General features: G+C 53.1%; 14 protein-coding genes and 1 pseudogene. 12 read left to right on the top strand and 3 right to left on the bottom strand.

Features of this window, described 5'->3' with window-relative positions; genetic code table 11:
- Positions 1 to 103: 103 nt before the first annotated feature.
- The 3 genes and pseudogenes from MU558_RS21995 to MU558_RS21985 all read left to right on the top strand — a co-directional run.
- A pseudogene (locus MU558_RS21995) lies at positions 104 to 417 on the top strand (ATP-binding protein); the annotation flags it as partial.
- A 78-nt stretch (positions 418 to 495) separates the two neighbouring features.
- The gene (locus tag MU558_RS21990) at positions 496 to 756 is read left to right on the top strand and encodes a MarR family transcriptional regulator (RefSeq protein ID WP_246975569.1); all 261 of its coding nucleotides are present in this window, start codon (positions 496 to 498) and stop codon (positions 754 to 756) included.
- Between the two features lie 630 nt (positions 757 to 1,386).
- Positions 1,387 to 2,499, top strand: coding sequence for a helix-turn-helix domain-containing protein (locus MU558_RS21985; protein WP_246975567.1), 1,113 nt, complete (start codon positions 1,387 to 1,389; stop codon positions 2,497 to 2,499).
- A 142-nt stretch (positions 2,500 to 2,641) separates the two neighbouring features.
- Here MU558_RS21985 and MU558_RS21980 read toward each other — a convergent pair whose 3' ends face one another.
- The gene (locus MU558_RS21980) at positions 2,642 to 2,920 is read right to left on the bottom strand and encodes a hypothetical protein (RefSeq protein WP_246975565.1); all 279 of its coding nucleotides are present in this window, start codon (positions 2,918 to 2,920) and stop codon (positions 2,642 to 2,644) included.
- A gap of 332 nt (positions 2,921 to 3,252) precedes the next feature.
- Between MU558_RS21980 and MU558_RS21975 the strand changes: the two genes are divergently transcribed.
- The 9 genes from MU558_RS21975 to MU558_RS21940 all read left to right on the top strand — a co-directional run bounded on the left by MU558_RS21975 (position 3,253) and on the right by MU558_RS21940 (position 11,401).
- Positions 3,253 to 3,666, top strand: a complete 414-nt coding sequence (locus tag MU558_RS21975; protein WP_246975563.1) for a hypothetical protein — start codon at positions 3,253 to 3,255, stop codon at positions 3,664 to 3,666.
- Between the two features lie 184 nt (positions 3,667 to 3,850).
- Positions 3,851 to 4,027 carry a hypothetical protein gene (locus MU558_RS21970; protein WP_246975561.1) on the top strand — a complete coding sequence of 59 codons (177 nt, stop codon included), beginning with the start codon at positions 3,851 to 3,853 and terminating at the stop codon, positions 4,025 to 4,027.
- 205 nt (positions 4,028 to 4,232) lie between these two features.
- Positions 4,233 to 4,478: a hypothetical protein gene (locus MU558_RS21965; protein WP_246975559.1), complete on the top strand. Its 246-nt coding sequence runs from the start codon at positions 4,233 to 4,235 to the stop codon at positions 4,476 to 4,478.
- A 1,686-nt stretch (positions 4,479 to 6,164) separates the two neighbouring features.
- The gene (locus tag MU558_RS21960) at positions 6,165 to 6,635 is read left to right on the top strand and encodes a GNAT family N-acetyltransferase (protein ID WP_246975557.1); all 471 of its coding nucleotides are present in this window, start codon (positions 6,165 to 6,167) and stop codon (positions 6,633 to 6,635) included.
- Positions 6,636 to 6,757: 122 nt separating this feature from the next.
- Positions 6,758 to 6,922: an HVO_A0556 family zinc finger protein gene (locus tag MU558_RS23255; protein WP_322987055.1), complete on the top strand. Its 165-nt coding sequence runs from the start codon at positions 6,758 to 6,760 to the stop codon at positions 6,920 to 6,922.
- A gap of 433 nt (positions 6,923 to 7,355) precedes the next feature.
- Complete coding sequence (locus MU558_RS21955) at positions 7,356 to 8,705, top strand: glycosyltransferase family 2 protein (protein WP_246975555.1); 1,350 nt, start codon at positions 7,356 to 7,358, stop codon at positions 8,703 to 8,705.
- Between the two features lie 32 nt (positions 8,706 to 8,737).
- Entirely contained in the window at positions 8,738 to 9,595 is an 858-nt protein-coding gene (locus tag MU558_RS21950; RefSeq protein ID WP_246975553.1) for a polysaccharide deacetylase family protein, read from the top strand.
- Entirely contained in the window at positions 9,588 to 10,250 is a 663-nt protein-coding gene (locus tag MU558_RS21945) for a PHP domain-containing protein (RefSeq protein WP_246975550.1), read from the top strand. Before MU558_RS21950 ends, MU558_RS21945 begins: the two co-directional genes overlap by 8 nt.
- Positions 10,247 to 11,401: a carboxylate--amine ligase gene (locus MU558_RS21940; RefSeq protein WP_246975548.1), complete on the top strand. Its 1,155-nt coding sequence runs from the start codon at positions 10,247 to 10,249 to the stop codon at positions 11,399 to 11,401. The genes MU558_RS21945 and MU558_RS21940 overlap by 4 nt, the downstream gene beginning before the upstream one ends.
- A gap of 1 nt (position 11,402) precedes the next feature.
- On the opposite strand, the gene MU558_RS21935 is transcribed toward MU558_RS21940, so the two are convergent.
- Positions 11,403 to 12,569, bottom strand: coding sequence for a glycosyltransferase family 4 protein (locus MU558_RS21935; RefSeq protein WP_246975547.1), 1,167 nt, complete (start codon positions 12,567 to 12,569; stop codon positions 11,403 to 11,405).
- Positions 12,569 to 13,819 (bottom strand): sulfatase-like hydrolase/transferase, encoded by a 1,251-nt coding sequence (locus MU558_RS21930; protein WP_246975545.1) that lies wholly within the window; start codon positions 13,817 to 13,819, stop codon positions 12,569 to 12,571. Before MU558_RS21930 ends, MU558_RS21935 begins: the two co-directional genes overlap by 1 nt.
- Positions 13,820 to 14,015: the final 196 nt, after the last annotated feature.

The raw sequence follows: 14,015 nt of genomic DNA, 5'->3' as shown, positions 1-14,015 counted from the left end.
ATGAGTTATGCGTAATTCGTAATAACACTTCCGCAGGTCGCTTTGCGTTTGAGAGTATCCGACAGTCCGGTGCGATTTCTGTGGTATCACATGGGTGGACACCATGACAGGCCATCCAACGCTCTCGGAGTTCGCGACGAACGAAGAGACTGACTCGAGGTCGGCCAGTCAGCCATCGACTGACGAGACCGTGGCGATGACGGCTGACGAGCGGGTCGCGACGTACCTCATCGAAGACCAGATGGCGGATCTCACAGACGCGATTCGCGAAACTGTTCAAATGACATCGACATTTCTGGGTCGTCCCGTGTGTTGGTCAGTATCTCGCCTGAACGATCGCTCATCCTCGATGACGGCGCTGGTGTTGACCTCGAGTCGACCGAGGGACGACGCGATCTGTCGGTGCTTGGTGCGGGAAGGAGTCGTTTCGATACCAGCAGCTGAATCGAGATGCCCGGGCTCGAGTTCGTTCTGCTAGCAGGAGGTTGGGAATAGATGGTAGAGCGGGTTCCCTGGATGGCACCAGTCGATTACGAGATCATGCTCTTTTTCGACGAGCATCCAATTTTGGTCTCTCCGAAGGTTCTTGCAGCGGACATCGAATACGATCGCCACTACGTGAGCAAACGGTGCAAGATACTCACCGAAGCTGGGTTGCTGACAAAAGTAGAAACCGGCCTCTACGAACTCACAGAAACAGGTCAGACGTACCTCGAGGGCGATCTCGACGTGAGCGAACTCGAGGTCGACGAGTAGATCGATTTCGGACTGCTCGATTCGACTACAACTACCCAGAAAGCCCCGACGTGCTCGAGGGCTGCGACTCGCTGTCGTTCGAGAGAGAGAAGCTCTCTCGTGATGACGAAAGGCGCGAAGCGCCTTTCGAACCACGCTCCTCGCTTCGCTGCGGTGCTTGACTTCGTCTCGCACCTCGAGCCCGTCGCCCCTTTCATTCCCACCCGGTGTGGTTAGGTTGGCCAGCCGTTGTCGGCGTGGTTCCGTCGGTGAGTTCGATCTCACTCGAGGGATTCTCGGTCTGGGTCTGCTCGAGTTCGTCCTGGGTGTCCCGGACGTGCTCCTCGGTTACGGTTTCAGATACGATCGCGATTCGATCAAGAGTCCGTGTTCGATGAGTGCCCCGCTCTGGTCGTGTTCACGGACACTGAGGATGTAGTGTGAGTCGTTGGCAAGTGGCTTGAATTTATAGCGTCGGCGACTATACGCTAGCGTGAACACACCCAATACAACCAGCATCGACTGATGCCGGTTGGATTTCCCGTTCCAGACCGGTATTCCGTCGATCCCGTCCGACACCACGGAGGGGATGACGATCACGTAGTGATCGTACAGCAGGTACCCACTCGACTGTAGCTGTCCACCCCAACAATGGCACACAACACGACGCATCGGGATCAGCCCGATACGACCGATGCAATCGACAGTACGGTAGAAAACCAGCGACAGCGCCTCAACGTTGTTACCCAGGAAACGCGGTTTGTCCTGATCCAGAACATTTTCTCTCATCCGACGCAGCTTCCCACGCTCAAAGAACTCGACTACGTGAACCCGAGCAAAAGCAAAAGCACCATCCGCGAACATCTCGAGGTGCTGATCGAGCACGACATCGTAGAGGAGCGTACGCTTCCGAAGGAAGAACGCAAGCGCGACCTGCCGTGGCGCTTCTATGGCCTCACCGACATCGGTCGCGACCTGTTCGAGGAGATGGGATTGCTTGGGGCCGAGGGCACGCTGCAGGATATGTACGAGATGCTGGAAACGACAGACGAGATCGAGAAATACGCACAGGCTCCTCGCCCAGGAGACGACAGTGAAGACGAGGAGCTAACTGGTAGTGACGCTCTCGCGGCCTACATTCGAGATCGGAAGGCGAACACCCACAGTGTTGCTGACCAGATTTCCGTTGCCACTGCGCTGTATGAGAACGGGATTGGCCCCGATCACGAGGGTTTGACTCGAAACGAGATCGCGGAACGCCTGGCATTCGAGTACTCGTCGCGGACGGTGCTGAACCACCTCGTCGATCTCGACATCCTCGAGGAATTCCAGCCACCCGGTCCGTCGACGTACGTGATCAGCGAACGTCGGGATCAGATCATCAACGGCGAGGCAGAGGAGACGGTCGACGAGGAAATCGAGCGTCTCATCGACAACATGGTCGCCCACATGGACGATCGGATCGTACCGATGGATGACGGCCAACCTGGGGATCGGGTAGTCATTGCGGATGGCGCTGGTCGAACGATTCGATCCATCCTGGCCGACGAATTTGAGGTCCCCTCGGACGACGTTGCGTCCTATCTCCGCGAAGGTGATCGACTGACGAAACTGAACCGAGCTGTCGACGCGATCGAAGAGAGTGAGGACATCGACAGGGGCGATGACTATGGGCGAGTCATCTTCCGTACTGCTGCCTACCGATATCGGCTTTCCGAGTTTGGAATGTCTCTCGTCGAAGGTGGCGCGAGCCCGGAACGATAGTCCTGTTCCGGGCTATCGGCTATCCTATCGCAACCGCTGGTGCTGTCGCTGCTCGACTGCGATCGCCACGATGTATGAGTGGATGTGAAACGCTCTGAGCAAGAGATTTGTCGTGCCTCGATAGGAAGGAGAGGTAACACACTCAACAGGCGTACCACGACTCGATCGAATTATCCGATCGTAAGGTAATCCCGATATCCTCCCCCTCACAGTCGATGTCCAGACCAGGTGCATACTCCCAGGTCGCAGCGGCCCCTTCTGGCGTGAACGCGGTCACCGTCGACGGAGTCGTTTCGATACCAGCAGCTGAATCGAGATGCCCGGGCTCGAGTTCGTATACCCGACTAAACAGCATCTCTCCGTCGTCGTTCTCTACTCGAACGCCGATCGCTGCGCGCTCGTCCGTCTGGTTTTCGACCATGATCTCGATTGTATCACCTTCTCCTTCTGTGCCGTTGGAGAACGCGAAATCACTACATCCCGATATGGTGACCGGGACTATCGATCCCATCACAGCGAGTAATTCTCGTCGAGAAACACTTCCGGTGAGTGTAGTGGACATGGAGGGCAGCTCGACCATTATCTATCCACTTGTCAATCCTGGGTGAATAATTTTGCTCACTCTGTGGGTGTCATAGAACGGTCTCGTACCCCCTACGTGGACATTCCGATTCGATAAGTACAGGTTAAATACATATCAAACAATCACTCTTCTTGATAATACATATTATGTCGCCTCTCCAAAATCCGATAATGGATTCGACTCGTCGCCAGTTCCTGATTGGAAGTAGCACCACAGTATCATTTCTTTCTGGATGTACCCGATTGACAGGCGACAAAGTCACAATCAACCAGCTAGAGGTAGAGTTAGTAAATAAGACAGACAGCAAACAGATATTTCATTTTGCCGTGGAAACAACTGAAGGACTCGATCACTGGCAGTCACGTGAAGTGAATGCGGAGACCAGCGAATCTGTCAAACGAGATGTCCCCGACGGATACGACCCACTTGCAATTCACGGGGTCGTTGATGATCAGACGGCAAGTGGTGATTTGATTGGTCGTGATGGTATGGAAAGCGAGGAAATCTGTTATCATATTGTGTTCGAGTACGAAGTCGGTGACAGTCCGTCGTTTCTAGAAAGTACGGATGGTCGTTGTGACTAATACTTCGGTCAGATGTGTAGCGGTAACCAATACCGTAGGCAGAGGTCTATGCCGTCCTCCACTCTCCCTATCGACAGTCACTACACAGTGCCCTAGTGTCGTTTTTCACGGATTTAACACTCGAAAATCGGTTTTCGGCAGCTACCTCTCAGGTTTATATACGGTTACGGGGCCAACACCGACGATGTTTTCCGATCAACATGCACAGGACGACCTCCTGATCGTGATGGCGCTCGCCCGCCTCGCGCACGATTTCCGCGACGCCGATCCCCAACTGGCTGACCGTGCCTGGTGGCTCGCCGTCGAGATCGCTGCGTCCCACAGATTGACACCGAGCGAAGCCGTGCTTCGAGTCGAGTAGGAGCTGCAGAACCAAGTCTGTCACTGGATCACAGTTCGAAACGCTTCCCGTCGCGTTTTTTACTGCAGGTGTAGCGAGGGTATCGGAGGACTCTTGCTACAGTGGTGCTCACATCCACGTCTGCAGTGAATTTTCAGACCAGTGGATATGCAACTAGATCGGTTCTACTCGAAAATACTATACGTAAACACGCAGACAATTCCATATGGTCGCCGACACGCTGACTGCACTTTCCCAGCGCGATGAGGCGTTCTGGATCGGCCTGGGCTTACTTGTCGCAGGCGCACTCGTTTCCTCGTTCACTCAGATTAGCAATCCGCCGGTTGGAGAGGTGCTCGGAATACTCGGAGCGACTGCGCTCGCAGTCAGACTTCTCGTCGGTCTCTACGAAATCTTCCGGACGTCGGCCGAGGCAGGACGAATGGGCTATCGAGAGGGCAGAGATAACTGATCCAGCACTTCACTGTACCTCGCGCACAGTTCCCTGAGGTAACGCCCTTATCGCGTGCCAGTCGACGGCGATCGCTCGCAGACAGTGTGGGGAGACACGACCAGCGAGGACAGCTTCGGTGACCCCCGTTTGCACCAGTCTATCGGTCGTCGACCGCGAGCGGGGGAACTCGTCGGACCGGGCAGCGAGGCGTTCGAAACACAACTCCAGCCGAAGCGAGAGGGCGAACGGAACGAGTCGAGTCGACCGTCTTCGTGTTCTCGAGTGGGAAGTATCGCCCGGTGCCGGAGAGAGTGTGCGAGTGCAACAGGAAGCCTGGCGCAATTTGTGAGGAGGGCGACCGTTCGGTACAGGGTATGGAGGGGCCGGACGTCTCAGTTAGTTATCGGTACAGTGATACTCGATTTCGAGTGAATCGATTTCGTCTCGCTGTCCGTTTTCGGCGAGTAACGTGAGGCGGCCGTGGTGGGGAGTCGAGCCGATCGTAATGCGATACTCACGTGCATCGGTCGTGGGGATTTCGTGCAGGAGATCTCCTGCCGAGTTGTTGATGAGGATCGACTCGATGGGGAGTGTGTCACCTGGTTCTTGCAACGAGATCAGCAGGAAAACGGACTCATCGTCCAGCATAGCGGCCGCTTGCTGGAGGATATCTCCGTCACCGTGCTCGAGGGCTGTCGTCGTACAATCGGCAGAGTCGGAACTGGCTTCCGACGAACACCCTGCAAGCCCGGTAGCACCAACGACAGCACTCGCTGCGAGGACTTTTCGACGTGACAGTGCTTCGCTGGAGGGAGTATGATCGGAGACCATACACGTAACTTGTAACCAAATATGATAAAATCCGTGGTACGTGATAATAGTAGAGTTCCACAGGAGGTCGTCACGACGGGATCTCGTGTCGAGGCCACAGTCACCGATACCCATCGACGCGTTGCCGTAACCGACCATCACGTCTTCGGGGAACTGTACTCGACGACCGTCGATCTGACCGACCGAAAATACGTTCCGTCAGGCCGGAGCCGATACTTCCTCAGCTGTCCGTGTCGACTGGGTGCCAACGTAGTGGGTGCGAGAGTCGTTCTCCGACGCCTCCACAGGCGTAGCGATTCGTAGCAACTGGATCAGGTCGGTCAGGGTGTGGTCCGTCCGAGTCGGAGCCTACCGCTGAACGGTACCTTTTGTGCTGACAGGACAGTAGATTTATCTTGTTACAGTTCAACAATCAGAACGGAAGCCGCTCTCCGGCGGGGACACGTATCGAAAGTGTCCCGGGTGCGCACACACCCGAGACGTGGCTTCCAAACCCATCGGGGTTTCGAAAGCCATGTTCGGATTCGTCCTAGCACGGTATAAACGTCCCGCACGACCGACGGTTCTCCATCGTTCGACAGCCCCGACTGTGGAGTCGGGCTGGAGGTCGTCGACGAGTGTGTCGGGTATCTCGGGCGCTGTGTCGACGTCACCCTTCGGTTGTCTACCATGTGGCAGGTTCGTTCCGGGTATCGCAAGTGCGACGGCTCACCGTGCTCGATCCGATGGCTGTCGAATCCTCGTGGGTACCGTGTCGAGTGACTGACCACCTCGAGGACGATCACGGCTACGACCACCACCATCCACCATTCGAGTCCGCGTCCTCGAGGCGTCATTTTTTATAAAATTGTGATCTCGTAAGTCGTAGACACAATGAGCGAGGTGGAACTCCGACGAGCGACCAGCGCCGACGCCGAGGAACTCGCACGAGTGTACCGGAGTGCGTATCGCGAAAATCGCCAGCTTGGGTTCCCGGCGAAGGCAGAATCCGTGACGCCACACACCGTTGCAGAGTGGATTCGGGACAGCCGAGTCTACGTCACTACGGTCGAGAATGAACTCGTCGGTGGCGTTCGACTCGAGGTGACGGACCCGGATCGCGTCAAACTGAGCCATCTCGGCGTGCACGAGAACTGGAAAGGTGAGGGGATCGGCAGCAGATTGCTAGATCACGCAGAGGAGGTGACTCGAGAGTGGGGTCATACTACTGTGTGGCTGACGACGCCTGAAGATCACCCCTATCTGCCTGAACTCTATCGACGTCGAGGGTACGAGAAGACGAGACCGTATCCGCTGGAGTACCGTGACTACGACGAGATCGTTATGGAAAAACAGGTCCAGTAAGTCTTGCACATTTGGTCTGGAGTGCTGATCTCGGACCGTCTTGAAGAGTCCACTAGAGTGAATGGATCGAATGTAACTCGAGCCAGTAGATATAAAAATCTGATATGTGTCGGTAGAACCGGATGCAATCTATTCAAAGGAAAAGTGGGGACGAACGAGAGGTGCTTGCTCTCGTGGAAGGGACAGAATGTACGTATTGTCAGGGAATGCTCGTTTCAGCGCGGTACAAAGGAAATGAGGCCGTCGTTTGCGACGACTGCGGGACCCCAGCGGTCCAGATTTGGTAGGTTCAGCGTTAGATTTCCCAACTTTTGTAGATCCTTGTTTGAGAAAGAGCCCTCCGATAGAAGATACGGAGACGACCTGTCAAGCGTTCACTCCTTCTTGAGGGCCGGTCTAATCCACAGTCTACTATATTATAAACTATACTCATACAAGTCGATTCGCTGGCCAATTTATCTAATAAGATTGATAATATAGTTTAATTATATTTAAAGGGGCAGATCTCCTATGAGCATCGTTATTTTCCCACAATAAGAAAATAGGGTGGCACAAATTCGCACGCCTCAGTGGGGTTCGGCCGCTAAGCTTATGTAAGTTCCCCCAAAAGTGGATTATGACTGAAATATGATCTATCGTGATTGTCTATCATATGTGAAAGAGACTGCGATCCGATCAGGCAGGCGGTCACTGGGTGAGTAAAACTGTGGGGGAGGACTAATGGAGTTCGAATACACGGAGATTTCAAACACCAAAAACCAGCAGAAAGAACAGATACTTGAAACGCCTGATGCTGCATCGAGAAAGCAGCAACATCCCGCGGTTGGGTTTGTAGCGACGTCGGACAACACCGATGCGCTGGTGAGAGAAATCCTCCGAGCAATCGCAGCGGGACATACCGTGTTCGTGACGCATGCGAACCAACCTGACTTGGAGGGCCTCGAGTTAGCCAAACAGTTGGACGTCTCCATCGTAGAGCCACATGGGTCGGATCCGGATCGTAACGAACTGAAACAAGAACTGGTCACGACTGCCAAAGCGCACTCTGCTCCCGGACTCATTTACAATCCGGACGTCAGCGTTCCAACCGATTACGAGAATAGCACGTCACGGATTGCGGAGACCGGCCAGTACTGTCTTGAGCGAATTCCGACCGCCACAGAACAAGCCAACGTACTCGCCGCGATCCCCGCATACAATGAGGCAGCCACAATCGCCGACGTCGTGACATCAGCACAGGCCTATGCTGATACCGTCCTCGTGGTTGACGACGGAAGTGGGGATAACACTGCCTCTCTTGCACGCGATGCTGGCGCAATCGTCGCCGAACACGATTCGAATAGCGGTTACGGGGCTGCACTGAAAACGATCTTTCAGGAAGCCAAAAAACGGCAGGCAGCGCACTTAGTCATCATCGATGCAGATGGACAGCACGACCCCGCTGATATTCCAAATCTGATTGAGGCTCAACGGAACACCGAGGCCGAAATTGTCATCGCGAGCCGGTTTACAGATGATGGGTCGATGAACGCACCTCTTTATCGGCGGTTCGGCCTGTTCGTCGTGAACACGCTGACAAATCTGAGCTTTGGCGTCGTGAGACCACAGTCGTGGATTGGAGACACCCAAAGCGGGTTTCGCGCCTACGACCGGCAGGCGATCGAGAGCTTGGCGGCTGACGACGAGATCGGCGACCGTATGAGCGCCAGCACCGACATCCTCCATCACGCCCATACACAGGGGTATGACGTGGAAGAGGTCGGAACAACGGTCAATTACGACGTGGAGGACGCGAGCAGTCAGCACCCCCTTTCTCACGGACTTACGCTCGTGAGTAATATCCTAAAGACGGTCGAGCGCGAACGGCCAATCACGGTCCTTGGTATGCCAGGCTTCACAAGTGCGTTCGTGGGACTTGGATTTGGATATTGGACGTTCTCGAACTATATTTCGACGGGAACGTTTCCGCTTGGGCTGGCGATTATGTCCGTCTTCTTTGCCCTCGCAGGGATTTTCACAGGCTTTACGGCGATCATTCTTCATTCACTAAATCACCATCTCGATAGCTAACCGCTTACAACCAATGTATTCCAGTTAACATCATGCCAACAGCCGCACTTGATAACTACGCCTCAATCACTACCGAATGGCCTACTGATCAAACCGTTTATCTTACACTCGACTTTGAGTGTGACTACGGTACTGCCCTTCCTACGAATAGTTACAAGGCACTTGAGGCGACTGATCAGCTCGTAGCTCTGTTAGAGGAAAAGAAAGTACCGTTAACCTGTTTCGTCCAGACGGCGGTCCTTGACAAACATCCTGAGGCAGTAGAGACGCTTCGGGCATCATCTATTCCTGTGTCATTTCACCCACATTCTCACACACATAAACCGCGTAATCAAACGTCGATCGAATACGAGGTGGCCGAAAGTACAAGCCGATATCGGGAGTTCTTCGGGACCGATCCAGTTGGGTATCGTTTGCCAAATGGGAATATTCGAGCGGCGGATTACGAACACCTTGTTGCCTACGATTATGATTTCGACGCCAGCGTCTTTCCCTCTTGGCGTCCAGGCCACTTCAATAATACAGATGCGGCGACTAACCCGACCTACTTCCCCGACTTTGATCTCATCGAACTGCCGTTTACTGTCTACTCGGACACCGTCCGTATACCGACTGCCCTTTCGTATTGCCAAGTACTAGGATTTCCGTACAGTCAACTTCTTACTTTTTCTCCGCCGTCTTCTGCTGTACTCAATATCCATATGCACGATCTCACCACCCCAGAAAGCTACAAAAATCTCCCCCGGTTCTACAAGATGATTTATGCTCGGAATGAGAACGGTTTTCCGATGCTCCAGAACCTCCTTTCGCGATTTCAAGCGCAGGACTATCAGTTCGCCCAGTTAGACGATGCTCATAAGTCAATCCGAAACGAGGTCGCCAATGATTGAAGCAGACCTTCACATCCATACATCGAAATCATACGATTCGTTACAATCTCCGGAAATCGTAGCCAGATATGCAGAGCAAGCAGGGTTAGATGCCATTGCGATCACCGACCATAATGCATATGGTGCCCATGAAGAAGTCCGCTCGAAGACAGATTCAGTTCTAGTAATCCCTGGCCAAGAGATTCGAACATCAGATTACGACGACTTGGTCGGGCTATTTCTTGATCAGCCGGTCGAATCTACGACCTTCACCAGTGCTATCGATGAAATCCATCGTCAGGACGGAATCGCTATCCTTCCCCATCCGTATCGGAAAGTCAGCGAGTATCCCCGCTCGTTGCTTCACCAAGTGGACGCCATTGAGAGAATAAACGCGCGTTCCAAGGAGAAGAACAATGCGGCGGCCGGTGAACTAGCTGCTGAGAGCACCCTTCCGACCGTTGGGGGGAGCGATGCACACACACCCTGGGAGATCGGTCGGGCGCGAACGAGGATTGAAGCGGCAACGCTCAGCCCTGCCGCTCTCAAAACGGCACTCTTGGAGGGCAAGGTGCAACCACTTGGAACTGAATCGCCATACTACCTATTCCATGGGCTGAGTTACGGTATGGAGCTGTACAAAAGTATGCGAGAGACGGTGGTTGGACAGAAATGACGACCGTCTTTGTAACCGATGGCCAACTTCGAAGTGCACTGGCAGCAGTTCGATCGCTCGGCCGTCGTGATGTAACAGTCGTCTGTGGCGAATCAACCCGGTTTGCGACCGCCTTCGCCTCTAAATACGTTGATCGGACGGTAGTCTATCCCTCTCCTGAAGAAGAACCCATGTCGTTCATCAGGTTTCTCCATCGCTTCCTTGACCGCCACGAGATCGACGTCCTGATGCCGATTGGCCATGAAGCCACCCGCCTGGTCAACCATCATGCTGAGACGTTATCGGACCATACGGCTGTTCCAGTTGCTGGCCGTAAGAAGTTCGATGCACTCGTCCAGAAAGATGCGGTAATGCGCCGTGCGGCCCGTCTCGGGGTTCCACATCCGAAGACAGTGTTTCCATCAGACGTTGGTGATGCTGTCTCACAGATCGATGGCTTGGAGTTTCCCGTGGTCATCAAACCACGGGATAGTTCCGGATCTCGTGGTCTTCGGTTCATCGAATCACCGGCTGCCTTTCGTGCAGCATACGCAGAGGTCCATGGGAAGTATCCGCGCCCACTTGTCCAAGAACGAATCCCAGTCGAGGGACGTGGGATGGGCGGTGCTTTTCTCATCTGGGATGGGGAGGTGAAAGCCCAATTCGCCTATCAGCGGCTTCGGGAGTATCCTCCGAACGGCGGCCCCTCAACGCTACGAGAAAGCGTTCATAATGAAACAATCCTAGAGGCGGGACGCAAATTACTGCTAGATGCCGACTGGGAAGGCGTGGCAATGGTGGAGTTCAAAAATGATCTACGGACTGATACACCACAATTGATGGAAATCAACCCCCGGTTTTGGGGATCGCTTCACCTCCCCTACTATTCTGGCATTGATTTTCCGTGGCTCCTCATGCAGTGCGCACTCGGAAAACCACTCGAAGCCACCTTGGATTATCAAACTGGGACCCAGTGTCGGTATCTCTTGCCAGGTGATTTGCTCTATCTAGCACGGACACAAAACGTACAAGATTTCTTTCCTCTTCAGGCAGAGAATCTGTACTACGATATCGCCGATAGTGATGATCCTCTTCCAATTATCGGTCGGCTAGCTGCGATGGCTCGGTATTCCTTCGACATAGACATGTGGAAAAAAGTTATCTTACGATAGGCTATCTATTATCAGAACTATCTATTGCCTGTTCATAGATAGTAAGATGGCGGTCGGCAAACTCTGTCCAAGAGATCTCATTTGATTGTTGCTGTGATTGTTGTGCCATCGATTCTCGTTCGTCATCGTTCTCCAAGAGCCGCTGAATAGCGGAAGCCAATGCTGCTGAATCGCCTTCTGGTACGATGAGACCACTCCCACTGTCGGCAATCTGGGCTTTGAATTCGCCTACATCTGTCGCAATTATTGGCACTCCGAATGAGTGGCCGATCGTGCGGACACCGCTATGGCCCATTTGTCCTTCTCGGCTTAGATAAGGGAGAATGAGTGCCTGTGCCCGTTCGAAATATTCGCCCACTTCGTCGTTCGGAACGAACTCCGTTCGAACCTCGAAGAGATCAGGGTGGTTTTGGATCCGTTTCCTGCTGGCCTTGGGCAGTTCCCCATTCCCCGCGATGATCGCTGTCAGGTCGTTAATCTCCTGAGCAGCTTTCACCGCTGCACTCGTAAAGAGATCAATATCTTTATACGGAACAATAGTCCCGAAATAAAGAATGGTATTTTTCTCCTCTCTGGTCTTCATCTCAGCATTATCGAACATGTCATAGCTCGGGTGTGAGATGACATGGACATCATCCGATGGTCGACCACGTTCAACGAGGTTTGCCTTTGCGGCATCTGTATGAACGATCGTCTTTTCCTCGGCTGGCGACGGAAGCCCCCGATTGATCCAGTTATGAACGATTCCAGGGAGGGGACGGTCGGGGAGGAGCTTGTTTGGGAATACCTCGTGATACGTGACGATAAACGGATACGAATCACCGATCCCGTACCACTTCGCCGCAAGTTGGACTTGTGGGAAGAGGTTTGTCGGGGTATGGACAACGTCAGGGTCGAGATCCGGAACCTTCGTGAGGTTGCGGTACGAGAGAAAGCCATCCGCGACTGCTTTCGGCGAGATGTTCCATTGCGCGAGTTCGACCAATGAGAGCTCCATCGGCTGGAAGGCGTTTATTGTCCGAACGTCGTCGGAAAAGACATCATCGGCAGTTGTCTCCGATGGTTTAAGAACTGTAACGTTCGCCTCTTTCGCGACGGCGTTCGCTAACTGTGCCGTATAATGGGGCAGCCCACTTTCACTCTGCGAGAGGATATATAGGACGTCCATCACATATACCCCAGATCCTTTAAATGCTCAATTCGCTCATCGCTATACTCTTGGTCCGTCTCCTTGGCATCCGTCGTTGGCAAGTCCGTTAGGATCTCTAATGCTGTTTCCCGGGTGAAATCCGGCGAGCCGTAGACAGACTCTGCCTCGGTCAGCGTCTTATATGCTCGCCGATACGACTTCGTTCGGCGAATGTGTTTCCCCTGGCCAAGCATAAAGACACGAAAGAGATAGAACAGATGCTTTCCGACCGTCGGCGTCCGATTGAATACATATCCGCCTTCTTCATCCCATACGCTTGCCAGTTCGAATTGAATGTCTGGGAAGTGACGGGCATACTCTCCCTTTCCTACCGAATCATGGAGCAGACGGAAGACATAGTCAGAGATCGATCGGTTGTAGTAGTTCACCCCGTATTCGGCAAGGGGCTCGGAGAAGAGCGACCGACCGGGGAACGAAACCGACGTCTCTATCCCCGCTGCCTCATAAGCGGTCGGAAGTAAATCGATATGTCGCATCACTCCGCCCGTTTGTTGGCCAGGATCTAAATCCGGATGGATAAATGTCGTAGGGACATAGACTAATTCTGGAACTGCTGGATAGTCATGGCCGATTTGGCCATACTCGCCGAGGAGTTCACCATGATCCGATGTGACGACTACGAGTGTGTCGTCCCGAAGTCCGCGCTCCTCTAACTGAGTGAGATAGTCGTCTACACGATCAATGAAGGCGCTAGCGCCTGCTTCATACTCTCGTCGCATTCGCGCTTCATCACCGGCATACCGATCAAGATATTCCTGCGAGGTGATCTCGTGATAGCTCTTCCCATCATCCGTTGTTGGGGTCTCTCCAGAACTATAACGATTGTAGGGTGCGTGCCCGCCAAAATCACGATTGACCCAGATAAACGGCGGCTCCATCTCGGCGAGGTTTTTCTGCGGTTGTTTACCGAATATGGCCTGTTTCGAACTAAGCCACCCGCTCACTTCGCCGGTATTCCATGCCGTCGTATGTGAATGGACATCAAAGATATGAGTTTCTCCCCGAAATTGTTGGTGAAAACCAGTTACCGAGTGCTCGGTTGGTTGTGTTCCTGAGAGCATCGTTGTGAACGAAGTCGGCGTATGGAGCGATGCGCCGACTGTCTTTATTGTTGGACCATACTCTGACAACTGATCGAATGCAGAATCCCATCGAATAGCATCCCCAACTAAAATTACAATATTTTCTATATCGATAGTCTGTAGCATGTGCGGTTATCGATAAGTCCAAGTATTTAGTCTTTCTCTTCTGGGAGTGTAACTACACTAGCCCATTAAAATATAGTGTGATTTTATAGTATTTTATTATGTTTTAAACCACATAGTAAATTTAATTATAAGTAATTATATTTAGATGGGGTGGCAATCTCATGGATAGTCAACAATGTGTATAGAACTAGGATTG

Source organism: Natribaculum luteum (assembly GCF_023008545.1).
Classification (GTDB): Archaea; Halobacteriota; Halobacteria; order Halobacteriales; family Natrialbaceae; genus Natribaculum; species Natribaculum luteum.
The sequence above is the reverse complement of the archived record's forward strand: the minus strand, read 5'-3'. Positions and strand labels throughout refer to the sequence as shown.